12 protein-coding genes, 6 tRNA genes and 1 pseudogene are annotated in these 15233 nt (G+C 61.2%); 6 read left to right on the top strand and 13 right to left on the bottom strand.

What is annotated here, in order from left to right; genetic code table 11:
- Window positions 1-56: 56 nt before the first annotated feature.
- The 7 genes from CAF74_RS01395 to CAF74_RS01425 form a co-directional block, all read right to left on the bottom strand.
- A complete protein-coding gene (locus tag CAF74_RS01395; protein WP_085745077.1) occupies window positions 57-1418 on the bottom strand; it encodes an MATE family efflux transporter in 1362 nt (453 codons plus the stop codon).
- A 206-nt stretch (window positions 1419-1624) separates the two neighbouring features.
- Window positions 1625-1700: transfer RNA gene (locus tag CAF74_RS01400), tRNA-Gly, on the bottom strand.
- 2 nt (window positions 1701-1702) lie between these two features.
- A tRNA-Glu gene (locus CAF74_RS01405) sits at window positions 1703-1778 on the bottom strand.
- A gap of 58 nt (window positions 1779-1836) precedes the next feature.
- Window positions 1837-1912 (bottom strand) — tRNA-Gly (locus tag CAF74_RS01410).
- 3 nt (window positions 1913-1915) lie between these two features.
- Window positions 1916-1991: transfer RNA gene (locus tag CAF74_RS01415), tRNA-Glu, on the bottom strand.
- 104 nt (window positions 1992-2095) lie between these two features.
- Window positions 2096-2171 (bottom strand) — tRNA-Gly (locus tag CAF74_RS01420).
- Between the two features lie 2 nt (window positions 2172-2173).
- Window positions 2174-2249, bottom strand: a tRNA-Glu gene (locus CAF74_RS01425).
- 388 nt (window positions 2250-2637) lie between these two features.
- Between CAF74_RS01425 and CAF74_RS01430 the strand changes: the two genes are divergently transcribed.
- Together CAF74_RS01430 and CAF74_RS29180 are read left to right on the top strand one after the other, a co-directional pair.
- Window positions 2638-3396, top strand: coding sequence for a hypothetical protein (locus CAF74_RS01430; RefSeq protein WP_173892861.1), 759 nt, complete (start codon window positions 2638-2640; stop codon window positions 3394-3396).
- 165 nt (window positions 3397-3561) lie between these two features.
- On the top strand, window positions 3562-3780 hold the full coding sequence (locus tag CAF74_RS29180; RefSeq protein WP_085745079.1) for a hypothetical protein: 219 nt from the start codon (window positions 3562-3564) through the stop codon (window positions 3778-3780).
- 289 nt (window positions 3781-4069) lie between these two features.
- Here the strand turns inward: CAF74_RS29180 and CAF74_RS29500 are convergent, their stop codons facing one another.
- From CAF74_RS29500 to CAF74_RS01450, 4 genes and pseudogenes are all read right to left on the bottom strand, one after another.
- Window positions 4070-4951 carry a methyl-accepting chemotaxis protein gene (locus tag CAF74_RS29500; protein ID WP_371857318.1) on the bottom strand — a complete coding sequence of 294 codons (882 nt, stop codon included), beginning with the start codon at window positions 4949-4951 and terminating at the stop codon, window positions 4070-4072.
- 27 nt (window positions 4952-4978) lie between these two features.
- A pseudogene (locus tag CAF74_RS29505) lies at window positions 4979-6034 on the bottom strand (methyl-accepting chemotaxis protein); the annotation flags it as partial.
- 108 nt (window positions 6035-6142) lie between these two features.
- Window positions 6143-7543, bottom strand: a complete 1401-nt coding sequence (locus CAF74_RS01445) for a PLP-dependent aminotransferase family protein (RefSeq protein WP_085745081.1) — start codon at window positions 7541-7543, stop codon at window positions 6143-6145.
- Between the two features lie 195 nt (window positions 7544-7738).
- Window positions 7739-8500: an SDR family oxidoreductase gene (locus CAF74_RS01450; RefSeq protein ID WP_007917441.1), complete on the bottom strand. Its 762-nt coding sequence runs from the start codon at window positions 8498-8500 to the stop codon at window positions 7739-7741.
- Between the two features lie 229 nt (window positions 8501-8729).
- On the opposite strand from CAF74_RS01450, the gene CAF74_RS01455 reads away from it, so the two are divergent.
- Window positions 8730-9734 (top strand): NADP-dependent oxidoreductase, encoded by a 1005-nt coding sequence (locus CAF74_RS01455; RefSeq protein ID WP_085745082.1) that lies wholly within the window; start codon window positions 8730-8732, stop codon window positions 9732-9734.
- Between the two features lie 52 nt (window positions 9735-9786).
- Here the strand turns inward: CAF74_RS01455 and pyrF are convergent, their stop codons facing one another.
- Window positions 9787-10485: an orotidine-5'-phosphate decarboxylase gene (pyrF, locus tag CAF74_RS01460; RefSeq protein ID WP_176240461.1), complete on the bottom strand. Its 699-nt coding sequence runs from the start codon at window positions 10483-10485 to the stop codon at window positions 9787-9789.
- A 295-nt stretch (window positions 10486-10780) separates the two neighbouring features.
- Between pyrF and CAF74_RS01465 the strand changes: the two genes are divergently transcribed.
- The 3 genes from CAF74_RS01465 (at window position 10781) to xopAW (ending at window position 13553) form a co-directional block, all read left to right on the top strand.
- A complete protein-coding gene (locus CAF74_RS01465; protein ID WP_085607468.1) occupies window positions 10781-11530 on the top strand; it encodes a response regulator in 750 nt (249 codons plus the stop codon).
- Complete coding sequence (locus tag CAF74_RS01470; RefSeq protein WP_085745084.1) at window positions 11530-12579, top strand: cell wall metabolism sensor histidine kinase WalK; 1050 nt, start codon at window positions 11530-11532, stop codon at window positions 12577-12579. The genes CAF74_RS01465 and CAF74_RS01470 overlap by 1 nt, the downstream gene beginning before the upstream one ends.
- 110 nt (window positions 12580-12689) lie before the next feature.
- A complete protein-coding gene (xopAW, locus tag CAF74_RS01475; RefSeq protein ID WP_085745085.1) occupies window positions 12690-13553 on the top strand; it encodes a XopAW family type III secretion system calcium-binding effector in 864 nt (287 codons plus the stop codon).
- Window positions 13554-14169: 616 nt separating this feature from the next.
- On the opposite strand, the gene CAF74_RS01480 is transcribed toward xopAW, so the two are convergent.
- Window positions 14170-15210: an AI-2E family transporter gene (locus CAF74_RS01480; RefSeq protein WP_011335470.1), complete on the bottom strand. Its 1041-nt coding sequence runs from the start codon at window positions 15208-15210 to the stop codon at window positions 14170-14172.
- Between the last annotated feature and the right edge of the window lie 23 nt (window positions 15211-15233).

Below are 15233 nucleotides of genomic sequence, written 5' to 3' on the forward strand. Positions count from 1 at the left end.
CGTCAACGCCACAATGAACAAAGGCCCGTCGGTTCCCACCGACGGGCCTTTTCAATTCAGTCGACGACCGCCACACCCATTCGACTGCACACGAAAAACCGCCTCCCCATCAGCAGCATTGCCAGCGTCAATGCCGTAATCAGCCCCAGCCAGATGCCTTGCGGTCCCCAGCCCAACCCGAACGCCATCAGGCAACCGAGCGGCAAGCCGACACCCCAGTAACAGAAAATCGCCAGCCACATGGGCACACGAGTGTCCTGCAAACCGCGCAAGGCGCCGGCGGACAGCATTTGCAACCCATCGGGAAACTGTAACGCTGCGGCGTACAGCAAAAGCGTCGAGGCGAGCGCGGTGACCGCTACATCCGCGCTGTACCAACCCGCTATCGTTTCATTGCCCAACAGCATGATCAGTACCGAAACGCTTTGCGCGACCAGGACGATGACGCAGCCCGCCCCGGCAGCCTGCCGGACGCCTTTGAAATCCCCCCGCCCCAACGCATGACCGACCCGAACGGTCGTGGCTTCAGCTACGGCCACCGGGATCATGAAACACAGCTGAGCCAGATTCACCGCGATCTGATGGGCCGCCAGAAAAGTCGAGCCGAGGCGGCCAATCAGTAGCGAGGTGACAATGAACAGACTGCCCTGGGTCAAAATCGCGATGCCGATCGGTATTCCAACCCTCAACAAATCAACGATGCCGGCAAGACGCGGCGGATCGAAGCGGGCAAACAGCTGCAAATGCGCCAGCCGTTTGCCTCGCCAGAGGTGCGCAGCGAACAGCAACGCTTGCAGCCACATCATCAAAGCCGACGCGATGCCCAGTCCTTGAGCCCCCATCTCCACGAAACCCAACTTGCCATTGGTCAGCACATAACCCACTGGCGCCAGAAACAAGAGACCACCAAAACCGAAGACCATGGTCGGACGCATCCAGTGCATTCCTTCGCACAGATAGCGCATGCAGAAAAACAGGGTCAACGCCGGACTTCCCCAACGCACAGCCTGCAGAAAGGCCTGTGCCCCCGGAATAATTTCCGGTGCAATCCCCGCGGGTGCGAGCAGATGAGGCGCAAGGCTCAGGAAAGCGAACATCAGCCCTCCCATGAACAGCGCCAACCACATGGCCTGGCGAAAGATCGGCCCAATCTCGTCTGTTCGCTCCGCGCCGTGTAAACGGGCGACTGAAGCGGTCAGCGCAATCAATGTTCCGATTGGCACCAGCATCGGCAGCCACAACAACGCCGTGCCGAGCGTGACGGCAGCCAAGGTATCGGTGCCGTGATTGCCCGCGATGAGGTTATCCACGAAAGCAATCAGCCCTGCGCACAGGTGCCCTATGACCAACGGAAGCGACAGCCATGCGGTTGCTCGAATCTCGTGCAGATGGCCGGGAGGTCTGATCGTTTGTGACATTAAGTGAGATCCTCGAATTCGATCACCCCCGCTTCAACCATCAAGGCTGACGGGGCGGTCGTTATCTCAGAATCGGTCGAGGGCTGGCTGTCAGACGCTTCCGCAAATCTCGGATTCACCGTAGGAAAGTTGTAACAGAGCGCAGCACGCACAAGAAACGCGCATACAAAAACGCCGCTCATCACTGAGCGGCGTTTTTGTGAATATGGAGCGGGAAACGAGACTCGAACTCGCGACCCCGACCTTGGCAAGGTCGTGCTCTACCAACTGAGCTATTCCCGCAATGGCGTCCCCTAGGGGACTCGAACCCCTGTTACCGCCGTGAAAGGGCGGTGTCCTAGGCCACTAGACGAAGGGGACAGGCTACAACTTTCACTAATAAAAACGCCGCTCTTTGCAAAGCGGCGCTTTTTGAATTTGGAGCGGGAAACGAGACTCGAACTCGCGACCCCGACCTTGGCAAGGTCGTGCTCTACCAACTGAGCTATTCCCGCAAATGGCGTCCCCTAGGGGACTCGAACCCCTGTTACCGCCGTGAAAGGGCGGTGTCCTAGGCCACTAGACGAAGGGGACACGCTACCCGGAACACATGGTGTGTGTTTCGGTGTCCAGATCCGTCTCCGAAGATCGGGTTCTGGTTTCACTCAGCACCGCCCGAAAGCGTTGCTGTTTAAAATTGGAGCGGGAAACGAGACTCGAACTCGCGACCCCGACCTTGGCAAGGTCGTGCTCTACCAACTGAGCTATTCCCGCATTGGCGTCCCCTAGGGGACTCGAACCCCTGTTACCGCCGTGAAAGGGCGGTGTCCTAGGCCACTAGACGAAGGGGACACACTACAACATTCACTCCCTGCCGCGTTTCGCTGTGTGCTTTACGCTGCAAGTGGCGCGCATTCTATGGATGGATTGAAAGGTCGTCAACCCCCAGATATAAATTTATTTAAATCAATGACTTCGACCTGCTTTACGGGCCGTTTCCGGCTTTTGCGTCGCCCGACGATTGACGCCTATATTCCGACACTCGCCAAGGCGTTATAGTCCACGGCACAGGTGATGGCAATCTGAACCCCAAGGGCCAGCATTTATATAAGCCGGTTCCTGGCCGATACAGATTCAGCTTCGCCGATCCAAACCCGTCGAGCGGCGCTAGGCTCCTCTATGCCAAGCCACTACACTCGCATGCGAACCCTATAAAGAGGTCTTACCGGTGACACCACTCATGATCACCCTGCTAGTCATAGCCGGGATCGCAATCTTGATCGCCATTGGCTACATGAACCATGTGGTGGAAAACACCAAACTGGAGAAGGCCCGCACCAAGGTCGAACTCAACGACCGCCTGCGCCGTTGCGGCGAACTGACCGAAACCTTCCCCGGCCAGTTCATGACCCCGGCCCTCAAGCTGCTGCTGACCCGCCTTGAGCTGAACGTCTGCCAGCGCCTGCTGAACCTGGAAAAGACCAGCGCCACCACCAAGGCCCGCATCACTGAACTCAGCGCCCTCGTCGCCCAGGGCGAATCGATCCCGGTCAACAACCCACCGGCCCCGATCCAGACCGAAGCCAAGGCCAAAGACGTCCGCTTCCTCCTCGAAGCCCTCCACGGCCAGATCACCCGCGCCGCCCAGGACGGCTTCCTGCCACCGAACGAAGCCAAACACTGGGTCCGCGAAGTACGCCACATCCTCGTACTGCTGCACATCGAGTTCTTCAACAACCTCGGCCAGCACGCCCTCCAGCAAAACCAACCAGGCCAGGCCCGCCTCGCCTTCGAACGCGGCGTGCAATACCTGCGCAAACAGCAGGACCCGCAAATCTACGCCGAACAACTCCAATACCTGGAAAAACTCCTGGCCCGCGCCAACGCCCAGGTCATGGACAAAATCGCCCCGGTCGAAGGCGAAGAAAACCAACTGACTGCCGGCCTCAAAGATGTCGAGGCTGACGCGGACTGGAAGAAAAAAGTGATTTACGACTGAGTGCAGTCAAAAAGAGAAGCCACCGAGAGGTGGCTTTTTTATTGCCTGAAAGAAGATCAAAAGCTTTCCCTCACCCTAGCCCTCTCCCGGAGGGAGAGGGAACTGACCGCGCTGTTTGGAAGAGGTACGCCGACGTGAAAGACCGAGTCGCACTCGGGTTTTGAAATGTATGCAACTCAACTCACACTGCTGCACCTGCTGCACCTGCTGCACCTGCTGCACCTGCTGCACCTGCTGCACCTGCTGCACCTTGCACCTTGCACCTTCTGCATCCTCTGCTTCTTCTACTCTTGCTTCTGCTTCTGCTTTGGCTTCCCACCACTCAACACAATGAGCGTTAGCTCGAGTACCGCTTTTGACGTGCCGGCCCCATCGGAAGGCTGAGTGGAGGGATTTATCCGGGGGTGGGAGCGCAGCGACCGTGCGGCGCAGCCGCATGCATCGAGAGGAGGTGCAGCGAAGCAAACCGTAGGCGATGCCCCCGGATGAATCCCGGAACGAAGGAACACCGAGCCAAAGCGAGGTGCCGAACGCAGGGGCCCAGCCTTTTGGTTCCTTTTTGGCGTTTGAAAAAGGGACTCGCCGTAAGGGCGAAACCGCCAGCCGGAGCACCCGTAGAAACGGATATGAACGCAATAAAACGCGAACCTGGTCGGCCCAAAGGCCGCCAAGGTCAAAGCCGAAAATGCCCCACCATCCCCTTGAGCTCACTCCCCAACTGCGCCAGCTCAACACTGGAAGCCGCATTCCCCCGCATCGCAATCGAAGACTGATCCGCACTCGCCCGAATACTCGTCACACTGCGATTGATCTCCTCGGCCACCGAACTCTGCTCCTCGGCCGCCGCCGCAATCTGCTGGTTCATCTGCTGAATCAACGAAACCGCCGCCGCAATACTCCCCAGTGCGCTTTCGGTCTGCAACGCATCACTCACCGCCAGCTTCACCAACTCGCCACTGCTCTGAATCTGCTGCACCGACGAATGCGCCGCCGAACGCAAGGCACTGACCAGCCGCTCGATCTCCTCGGTCGACTGCTGCGTGCGCCGGGCCAGCGCCCGCACCTCATCGGCGACCACCGCAAAGCCCCTGCCCTGCTCGCCCGCCCGCGCCGCTTCGATCGCCGCGTTGAGCGCCAGCAGGTTGGTCTGCTCGGCGACACTCTTGATCACACCCAGCACCGTACCGATGTTCTGGATTTCCGCACTGAGGCTTTCGATGCTCGAACTGGCCGACGTCGCCGAATCCGCCAGTTGCTCGATCCGCGCCATGCTCTGACGCACCACCTGCTGGCCGCTTTCGACCTTGCCATCGGCGGTCTGCGCCGCGAGCGCCGCTTCTTCGGCATTGCGCGCCACATCGTGCACGGTGGCGGTCATCTGGTTCATGGCCGTGGCGACCTGTTCGGTTTCCTCTTTCTGGCTGCTGACCTCAAGGTTGGTCTGCTCGGTCACCGCCGACAGCGATTGCGCCGAACTCGCCAGCTGTTCGATCCCCGCCTGCAACCCGCTGACAATCGTGCTCAAACCCGCGCCCATCTGCTGCATGGCCAGCATCAACTGACCGATTTCGTCCCGCCGGGTGACCTCGATCGTTGCACTCAGATCACCGGCCGCAATCTGTTGCGCCACATGAATCACGCTGCGCAACGGCGCCACAATCAGTCGGGTGATCACCCACGCCGCGATCAGCCCGACCAGCAACGCCAGCGCCGACGAGCCAATGATCAGCACCGAATTCTTTTTCAGTTCGCCCTGCATCGCGCCGTCTTGCGCGACATACGCCTGATCGACCCGCGCCACGACTTCGTCGGCTCGCTGATGCAACTGCTGATAGACAGTCTTTTCCTGGGCCAGCAACCCGGTGTACTCGGCAAGCTTGTCGCTGAAACCGGCAATGTGTCCGGACACTTCATTGAGTACCGTCAGGTAACCCTCGTCCTTGACCGTGGACTTGAGCTGCTCAGCCTGCGCCTGGGCTTGCGCAGCCTGTTCGATATTGCCTTGGCCGGCGCTGTCGTCACCCTTGCGGCTTTGATCCAGTCGCACCCGCGCTTCGTTCATCGCCTGCAACATCAAGCGCGAAACCTGGCTGACCTGACCGGCCTGCTCGATGAATTGCGCCCCGTCCTTGCCCTCGCTGTCTTTCAGGGTGTACGCGCCGTCGTCGGCCAGACCGGCCTGCAACACATCGAGATTGTTGGCGACGCTGGACACCGACCAACTGGCCATCTCCAGCGCCAGGTCCTTGGCCTGGGACAACGAGACGAATTCATCGAACGCCTTGCGGTAAGCGCTCAATGACTGTTGGACGTCGTTCATGACCGACTCATTGCCCGGCGACAAAATCTTGAGCTGGTCGGCCATGGCGATCAGACCGTCGACACCCTCATGCAAGGCATCGACGGTTTTCGGGTTGCCGTGCAAGGCGTAGTCCTGCTCCAGCAGCCGCACCTTGAGCAAGCCACTGTTGAGCGATGACATCTGCTTGAGGCCGTCGAAGCGCTGACTGATGGTTTGCAGGGACCAGACGCCAATGGCGGCCACCAGCGCCGTCAGCAGCAACACCAGCACAAACCCGATACCCAGTTTTTTTGCCATACCGAGGTTGGCAAAACGTCCTTGCACGGCCGAAATCATTGCGCGTAGTCCCCTGCCATAGTCTGTTGTCGAAGATTCGCAATGGCCTCGAACCAGCACAAGTCTCTGGCGTCGGAATAATGGCAAAAAGCTACGCACGCGTCGTTTTCAGAACGCTTGAGGTCGATCCACGGTCGTGCTGCGAAAAAACTGTCGCGCCCGGGGATCACAGGCGTAAGCCACGTTGATGCGCTGCCAGTCGCAGGCTTCGCCACTGGGGCTGAACGAGGTTGCACAAGCCAGTTGCACCCCGCAGCGCGAGGCATGCCTGCGCAAGTGCGCCTCATCGGCCAGCGGCGCGCGCGCCCAGATGAACAGGCCGCCCGTGGGCTTGCCGAACACTTCCCAGTCGGCATCTTCCAGGGCCTGCAAAGCCGCCGCACGATCAGTATTGAGGCGCTGGCGCTGGCGCTGCACCAGTTTGCGGTAGGCGCCACTGGCCAGCATCCCGGCCAGCACCGCCTCGCAGAACCTCGAGGTGCCCATGCAACTGATCATCTTGACCCGCGCCATGCGCTCGATCAGTTCGCCATCGGCCAACACGAAACCCACTCGCAGCGAGCTGCTCAGGGTCTTGGAAAAACTGCCGACGTAAATCACCCGTCCCTCGTCATCCAGCGCTGCCAGTCGAGTGCCGCTGCCATTGTGCAGGTCAGCGTAAACATCATCTTCGATCAGCCGCAGATCGTAGAGCCTGCTCAACTCCAGGATACGTCGGGCGACCGCCGGCAGCAGGCAACTGCCCGTGGGATTGTGATGGTGACTGTTGATGAACAACGCGGCGGGCCGAAACTGTTGCAGCAACGCCTCGAGCGCCTCGAGATCCGGCCCGCCCGGCGTGCGGCGAACCTCCAGCATGCGCACGCCGTGCAAGCGCAGGAGATCGAACAGCGGCGCATAACCGGGCGTCTCGACCACCACGCAATCACCGGCCTTGAACAGGGTACGCACGATCAGGTCCAGTCCGTGGCTGGCGCCGGCGGTGGTCATCACCTGTTCTGCCACGGCCCTGATACTCAGCAATCCCAGGCGCTTGATGATCTGTTCGCGTAACGCCGGCAGCCCCAGAGGCGTGCTGTAGTTGAACAGACTGGCCATGTCGGCGCGCGCCACTTCGCGGATCGCATAGGCGAGATCATCGGGCTCGCGCCAACTCTCCGGCAGGACGCCACTTCCCAGCGTCAAACCGCCGCGCCATCGGGCGGCTGGATCCCCCCCGCTGCGCTCTCCCTCACACCCGGTGCCATCGATCGCCTTGCAGCAATCGGGCAATGAAGACGCCACCATAAATCCCGAGCCCTGACGCGAGGCCAGAACCCCTTGCGCCACAAGGCGCTCGCAAGCTTCCATGACGCAGGACTGGCTGAGCAGATTGCACCGTGCGATCTCTCGCACGGAGGGCAGACGCGTCGTCGGCGGCACTTGCCCCTGCATGATCCACTCGGTCAACCCGTCAACAATCTGCTGTACGACCGGCACCATTGCCTGTCGGTCAATTCTCAATTCCATGAGCGCGCAAACTCCTGTCCGTTTTTGCTGGCGGCAGTAAATCACAGCCACGTCCTTGAGACTGTGCGACAAAACCGCCAAAAACCTCCTTTCTCAATATTTGAAACACATTGTTTAGCGAATTCACGGAGCCGCCCCCGAGACGAAAAAAGCCCGCCGATGGGCGGGCTCGTTCATGCATCAGCCAATGGCCTCTCAGAAGGCGGTCACGCCACCATCCACGGCCAGCGAATGGCCGGTGGTAAACGCTGCGCCATCACTGCACAGGTACAGCACGGCGCTGGCAATTTCCTCGACCTTGCCGATGCGCCCGACCGGGTGCATGGCGTTGGCGAATTCGCCTTTTTTCGGATCCGCTTCGTAGGCGCGGCGGAACATGTCGGTGTCGATCACTGCCGGGCATACGGCGTTGACGCGGATTTTCTTCTTGGCGTATTCGATCGCAGCCGATTTGGTCAGGCCGATCACCGCATGCTTGGAAGCCGCGTAGATGCTCATCTTCGGCGCAGCGCCCAATCCAGCCACCGACGCGGTATTGACGATCGCCCCGCCGCCCTGGGCCAGCAGCAACGGCAACTGGTACTTCATGCACAGCCAGACGCCTTTGACGTTGACACCCATGATCGCGTCGAACTCGTCCATCGAGCCTTCGGCCAGTTTGCCCTTCTCGATTTCGATCCCGGCATTGTTGAAGGCATAGTCGAGACGGCCGTAGGTATTGATCACCTCGTCCATCAGATTCTTCACTTCGCTTTCGACGGTCACGTTGCAGCGCACGAAGGTCGCTTCGCCACCGGCTGTACGAATCAGCGCCACAGTGCCCTCGCCCCCGGCCGCATCCAGATCGGCCACCACCACTTTCAGACCTTCGGCGGCGAATGCCTGGGCCGTCGCGCGGCCGATGCCGTTGGCCGCGCCGGTGACGACGGCTACCTGACCGGAAAACGTCATGCTCATTGTTATGTCCTCGAATGCGGGGGGGATTGATGAAGGCAGCATAGCCACAGGGGCCTGAGTGACGTCAGCACTATCAAAAGGCCGGTTAGGCTTGCATGAATCGCAGTGATGAAACCCAGCCGGGGACTATCACCGAACTGGATCAACCTGCATTCGCCCCATGAGCCAACCTTGCGGCATCGCCCATGAAGGTCTATCAACAAGGCTTCATTCAATTCGAGTGCCTGTCATGACCAACCAGACCAATCGCCAGTTCCTGCTCGCCAAACGCCCGGTGGGCGCCGCCACCCGCGAGACCTTCACCTATCAGGAATTACCGGTCGGCGAGCCGGCGGCGGGGCAGATTCTGGTCAAGAACGAATACCTGTCCCTCGACCCGGCCATGCGCGGCTGGATGAATGAAGGCAAATCCTACATTCCACCGGTAGGTCTGGGCGAAGTCATGCGCGCGCTGGGCGTAGGCAAAGTAGTCGCGTCGAACAATCCGGGGTTCGCCGTCGGCGACTACGTCAATGGTGCCATTGGCGTGCAGGATTATTTCCTTGGCGAGCCAAAAGGTTTCTACAAGGTCGATCCGAAACTGGCACCGCTGCCGGTTTATCTGTCCGCACTGGGCATGACCGGCATGACCGCCTACTTCGCCCTGCTCGATGTCGGCGCGCCGAAGGCCGGGGACACCGTGGTGCTGTCCGGTGCAGCGGGCGCGGTCGGCAGCATCGCCGGGCAGATTGCCAAGATCAAAGGTTGCCGGGTGATCGGCATTGCCGGCGGCGCCGACAAGTGCAAGTTCCTGATCGATGAACTGGGCTTCGACGGCGCCATCGACTACAAGAGCGAAGACGTGCTCGCCGGCCTTAAACGCGAATGCCCGAAAGGTGTGGACGTGTATTTCGACAACGTCGGCGGCGATATCCTCGACGCCGTGCTCAGCCGTATCAACCTGAAAGCACGCGTGGTGATCTGCGGCGCGATCAGCCAGTACAACAACAAGGAAGCCGTCAAAGGCCCGGCCAACTACCTGTCGCTGCTGGTCAACCGCGCGCGGATGGAAGGCTTCGTGGTGATGGATTACGCCGCGCAATACGCCAGTGCCGCCCAGGAAATGGCCGGCTGGATGGCCAAGGGGCAGCTCAAGAGCAAGGAAGACATCGTCGAAGGCCTGGAAACCTTCCCCGAGACCCTGGGCAAACTGTTCAGCGGCGAGAACTTCGGCAAACTGGTGTTGAAGGTCTGAAAATAAAGAAGGGAGCCATCGGGCTCCCTTCTTTGATGCTTCAGCTGTTCGCTCAGGCCAGTTCGGCAACCACCGAGGCCAGGGCCTTGGCCGGATCCACCGCCTGGCTGATCGGACGGCCGATCACCAGATAGTCGGAGCCGGCATCCAGCGCCTGACGCGGGGTCAGGATGCGACGCTGGTCGTCCTGCGCACTGCCCGCCGGACGGATCCCCGGGGTCACCAGTTGCAGCGACGGGTGCGCGGTTTTCAGCGCGGTGGCTTCCAGCGCCGAGCACACCAGACCGTCCATCCCGGCCTTCTCGGCCAGTGCCGCCAGACGCAGCACCTGCTCCTGCGGCTCGATGTCCAGACCGATACCTGCCAGATCCTCACGCTCCATGCTGGTCAGCACGGTCACGCCAATCAGCAACGGCTGCGGGCCGCTGCGCTTGTCCAGTTCTTCACGGCAGGCCGCCATCATGCGCAGGCCGCCGGAGCAGTGAACGTTGACCATCCACACGCCCATCTCGGCCGCAGCCTTGACCGCCATCGCCGTGGTGTTGGGAATGTCGTGGAATTTCAGGTCGAGGAATACTTCAAAACCCTTGTCACGCAGGGTGCCGACGATTTCCGCGGCGCAGCTGGTGAACAGCTCCTTGCCCACTTTGACCCGGCACAGTTTCGGGTCCAACTGGTCGGCCAGCTTCAGTGCGGCGTCACGGGTAGGGAAATCCAGGGCGACGATGATAGGAGTCTGGCAGGCGGACATGGATGGGCTCTCAGGCAAGTCGAAATCGGCGCGCATTGTAGCGGAACCGGCGGCGGCGCGGCACCCGATGATCGGTAAATCGTCGCGCCAACCGTGATCAGCATAGCCTTGCAGGGTATTGTGTCGAACCCGATACACAACCGACACGCCGGCAACATGCGCCCGCGCTAGCCTCGCCAGCCGCAACAAGTCCTTACAGCAGCCCTTCCCGCCTCATGGCCGGACGCCTATGCTGAAACCACAACCTCGCAGCCTATCTTTGTGGTTGGCGGCCTACTGGCAGATGAACAGCCTCATGCACAACTCCCAAGCCTCCGTGAACGACGAGCAGAAAGACGACAAGCGCTGGAGCATCCGTGCCCTGATCGTCGACGATGACGTGCCGATCCGCGAACTGATGATCGACTACCTGGCCCGCTTCAACATTCACGCCAGCGGCGTCACCGACGGTGCGGCCATGCGCCAGGCGATGCAGGCCGAGCATTTCGACGTGGTGGTGCTCGACCTTATGCTGCCCGGCGAAGACGGTCTGTCGCTGTGCCGCTGGCTGCGCGCGGAGTCCGACATCCCGATCCTGATGCTCACCGCCCGCTGCGAACCCACCGACCGGATCATCGGCCTGGAACTGGGCGCCGATGACTACATGGCCAAACCGTTCGAGCCTCGGGAACTGGTCGCGCGAATTCAGACGATTCTGCGCCGGGTGCGCGACGACCGCACCGAACAGCGTGCAAACATTCGCTTCGACAACTGGCGCCTGAACAGCGTGCTGCGCCAGTTGATCGCCGACGACGGGCTGGTGGTGCCGCTGTCCAACGCCGAGTTCCGCCTGCTCTGGGTATTCATCGAACGTCCGCGCCGGGTGCTCAGCCGCGAACAGTTGCTGGACGCCGCCCGTGGCCGCTCGATCGAAGCCTTCGACCGCAGCATCGACCTGCTGGTATCGCGTCTGCGGCAAAAACTCGGCGACGACCCGAAAGCCCCGCAACTGATCAAGACCGTACGGGGTGAAGGCTACCTGTTCGACGCCCGGGACATTGGCTGATGCGAGCGCGCTTCGACACGCTGTTCGGCCGCCTGTTTGGCATGCTGTTGGTGGCGATTGTCCTGGCGCACCTGCTGGCCTTCGCCTGGTTCCGCCTCTACGGCCCACCGCCCCCGCCACCGCCGCCGGAGTTCTCGCAAAACCTCGACGGTCAACAGCCGGCTCAGGATCCACGCTACCCGCCCCGTCCACCGCGCCCCTGGTTCGGCGGGCCGATCGTGCCGCTGACCTTCCAGTTCATCTCGCTGATCATCGCCGCCTGGTACGGCGCCAAGCTGCTGACCCGACCGATCCAGCGTCTGAGCGATGCGGCCGAGCGCCTGAGCGAAGACCTCGACAGCCCACCACTGGACGAAACCGGCCCGCGGGAAGCCCGACAGGCCGCACACACGTTCAACCTGATGCAACACCGCATCCGCGAACAGGTGCAGCAACGCGCACGAATGCTCGGCGCCGTCTCCCACGACCTGCGCACCCCGCTGTCACGGCTGAAACTGCGCCTGGAAAACATCAACGACGACAAGCTGCAAGGCCAGATGCGCCAGGATCTGGACGACATGATCGGCATGCTCGACGCCACCCTCACCTACCTGCACGAACAGCGCACCAGCGAAGCCTTGCAGTTGATGGACGTGCAGGCGCTGGTCGAATCACTGTGCGAAAACGCCCAGGATCAAGGCGCCGACGTGCAGGTCAGCGGCCACTGTGCCCCCTTGCAGGTGCAACCGATGGCACTGCGCTCATGCATCAACAACCTGATGGACAACGCCCTGCGCTACGCCGGCCAAGCGCACATCGAACTGCAGGACCAACGCGAACAGCTGCTGATCCGCGTCATCGACCACGGCCCGGGCATCGCGGCGGACAAGCGCGAAGCCGTATTCGAGCCGTTCTTCCGCCTCGAAGGCTCACGCAACCGCAACTCCGGCGGCGTCGGTCTGGGCATGACCATCGCCCGGGAAGCGGCGCAACGTCAGGGCGGACAACTGACCCTGGCAGAAACACCCGGCGGCGGCCTGACCGCCGTGATCCAGCTGCCCCGCCACTGATCCCGACTGTGTACCGGTCGGTACAAACTTCACATACCCACGACACCTTGCGACTGGAGGCTGCATAAGCCGGTACACCCACCGGTTTTCCAGTCCAAGGAGTGAGCCCGATGATCGGTAGCGTCTGCAACTACACGAGCTATACCAGCACCAGCAGCACCTCCACCCAAAACGCCCGCAGCCAGCAACTGCAAAAGGAACTGTTCGCCAAACTCGACAGCAACGGCGACGGCGCGGTGGATCAGGACGAACTCGGCAGCGCCCTGTCGCAGAAGTCCAACGACGGCCTGCTGGTCAGCCTGAGCAAACAATTCGGCGATCTGGACAGCGACGCCAGCGGCAGCCTCAGCGCCGAAGAAATGACCGCCATGGCCCCACCCCCGCCACCACCGGGAGACCAAGCCCCCAACACCGAACTCGCCGACGCCCTGATCAGCGCCCTCGACGCCGACGGCGACGGCGCCATCAGCAGCGACGAACTGAGCAACGGCCTGACCAGCGCCGGCAGCACCGCCGACAGCAGCAAAATCTTCTCCGCCCTGGACAAAAACGAAGACGGCGTCGTCAGCCAGGACGAACTCGCCGCCAGCCTCACCCCACCGCCACCCCCACCACCGCAAGCCTCCAGCGACGAACTCTTCAGCCAGCTCGATGCAGACGGCGACGGCAGTGTTACCGCCACCGAACTGAACAGCGCGTTGCAGACCAGCGACAGCACCTCCTCAAACAACACCGACACCGACACCGCCACCGCCCTGCTCAAGGTTCTGGACAGCGACAGCAGCGGAGGCGTCAGCAGCGACGAACTGAAAGCTGCACTGCATGCAGGTCGCGAACGCCCGGATAACGAACAAACTGCCAGCAGTACTCAAACCACAACCGAAGCGCTGAACCGCATGATTGCCAATCTGAGCAAGCAGTACTCGCTAGAAAGCACCGCGTCGGTGGGCAAGTATTTGAATGTGGCGACTTGAGATTGGGTGAAGAGGATCGCTCTCGGGCAGAGATCTGAGGAGCAATCAGGGTTGGCTGGGTGAGTGGTTTGCTTTGGCTCTGTGGTGTGTCATCAAAAGCTGCCCTCACCCTAGCCCTCTCCCGGAGGGAGAGGGGACTGACCGAGGTGTTTGGAGAGATACGCCGACGTGAGATACCGAGGTGAACTCAGGTTTAAAGCACATACAATCCCACTCCTGCTTTGGCTTTGGCCTCCCACCACTCAACACAATGAGCGTTAGCTCGAGTACCGCTTTTGACGTGCCGGCCCCATCGGAAGGCTGAGTGGAGGGATTTATCCGGGGGTGGGAGCGCAGCGACCGTGCGGCGCAGCGACCGTGCGGCGCAGCCGCATGCATCGAGAGGAGGTGCAGCGAAGCAAACCGTAGGCGATGCCCCCGGATGAATCCCGGAGCGAAGGAACGCCGAGCCACAGCGAGGCGCCGAACGCAGGGGCCAAGACCTTTGCTTCCTTTGGGGCGTTTGCCAAAGGGAGTCGCTGTAAAAGCGAAACCGCCAGCGGCAACACCCGAAGAAACGGATATTCACCCAATCCCAAAGAGCCTGGTCGGCCCAAAGGCCGCCAAGTCAAAAGCCTCAAACCCGAGCCTGACTCTTACTCCAATCCGTCAACAAACTATAAGCAACAGCCAAAAGCGTAGGCCCAATAAACAACCCGATAAACCCAAACGCAATCAACCCGCCAAACACCCCAAGCAACACAATCACCAACGGCAGATTCCCACCCCGGCTGATCAGATACGGCTTGAGCACGTTATCCACGCCACTGATGATGAACGTCCCCCAGATCCCGAGAAACACCGCCATCCCGTACTCGCCCTTCCAGGCCAGCCACGCCGTGGCCGGAATCCACACCAGCGGCGGCCCCATCGGAATCAGACTGAGCAGGAACGTCACGATCCCCAGCACCAGCGCCCCCGGCACCCCGGCAATCAGGAACCCGATCAGCGCCAGCACCGCTTGCGCCGCCGCCGTACCGATCACCCCGTTGACCACCCGCTGCACCGTACCGGCCACCAGATCGATGTAGTACCCGGCCCGATCACCGATCAGGCGTTCCAGCAGACTGTGCACGAACGCCGCCAGTCGCGGCCCGTCACGGTAGAAAAAGAACACGAAGACAATGCTCAGGGTCAGCTCGAGAATCCCGCTGCCGATCTGCGCACTGCGCGCCAGCAACCAGTTGCCGACCTGCCCCAGATAAGGTTTTACAGTCACCATCAGGGCCGCGCCCTGCTGATCGATGCTGTTCCAGATCCCCACCAGCCGTTCGCCCACCAACGGCACGCCGCCCAGCCAGCTCGGCGCTTCGGGCAGTCCGTCGACCTGCACATCCTTGATGAACGCCGTGGCATCGCGCACGTGATCGGCCAGGTTAAAACCCAGCCACACCAGCGGCCCCGCCACGAGCAACATCCAGCCCATGGTCAGCAACAGCGCCGCGAGGGATTCCCGGCCATTGAGCCAGCGCGTCAGCAAGCGCATCAGCGGCCAGCTGGCAAACGCCAGCACCGCGCCCCAGAACAGCGCCGACCAGAACGGCGCCATCACCCAGAAACTGGCACCAAACAGCACCAGCAACAGGATCTGCACCAGCAGACGATCATTATTGGGCATGAGAAATCTCGAAAAAATCAGTC

Source organism: Pseudomonas sp. R45(2017) (assembly GCF_002112305.1).
Lineage (GTDB): Bacteria > Pseudomonadota > Gammaproteobacteria > Pseudomonadales > Pseudomonadaceae > Aquipseudomonas > Aquipseudomonas paraglycinae.

Coding starts and splice junctions, on each gene's coding strand:
- CAF74_RS01395 (WP_085745077.1), bottom strand. CDS start 1,418: ATGTCACAAACGATCAGACCTCCCGGCCATCTGCACGAGATTCGAGCA.
- CAF74_RS01430 (WP_173892861.1), top strand. CDS start 2,638: ATGATCACCCTGCTAGTCATAGCCGGGATCGCAATCTTGATCGCCATT.
- CAF74_RS29180 (WP_085745079.1), top strand. CDS start 3,562: ATGTATGCAACTCAACTCACACTGCTGCACCTGCTGCACCTGCTGCAC.
- CAF74_RS29500 (WP_371857318.1), bottom strand. CDS start 4,951: ATGCTGGCCATGCAGCAGATGGGCGCGGGTTTGAGCACGATTGTCAGC.
- CAF74_RS01445 (WP_085745081.1), bottom strand. CDS start 7,543: ATGGAATTGAGAATTGACCGACAGGCAATGGTGCCGGTCGTACAGCAG.
- CAF74_RS01450 (WP_007917441.1), bottom strand. CDS start 8,500: ATGAGCATGACGTTTTCCGGTCAGGTAGCCGTCGTCACCGGCGCGGCC.
- CAF74_RS01455 (WP_085745082.1), top strand. CDS start 8,730: ATGACCAACCAGACCAATCGCCAGTTCCTGCTCGCCAAACGCCCGGTG.
- pyrF (WP_176240461.1), bottom strand. CDS start 10,485: ATGTCCGCCTGCCAGACTCCTATCATCGTCGCCCTGGATTTCCCTACC.
- CAF74_RS01465 (WP_085607468.1), top strand. CDS start 10,781: ATGCACAACTCCCAAGCCTCCGTGAACGACGAGCAGAAAGACGACAAG.
- CAF74_RS01470 (WP_085745084.1), top strand. CDS start 11,530: ATGCGAGCGCGCTTCGACACGCTGTTCGGCCGCCTGTTTGGCATGCTG.
- xopAW (WP_085745085.1), top strand. CDS start 12,690: ATGATCGGTAGCGTCTGCAACTACACGAGCTATACCAGCACCAGCAGC.
- CAF74_RS01480 (WP_011335470.1), bottom strand. CDS start 15,210: ATGCCCAATAATGATCGTCTGCTGGTGCAGATCCTGTTGCTGGTGCTG.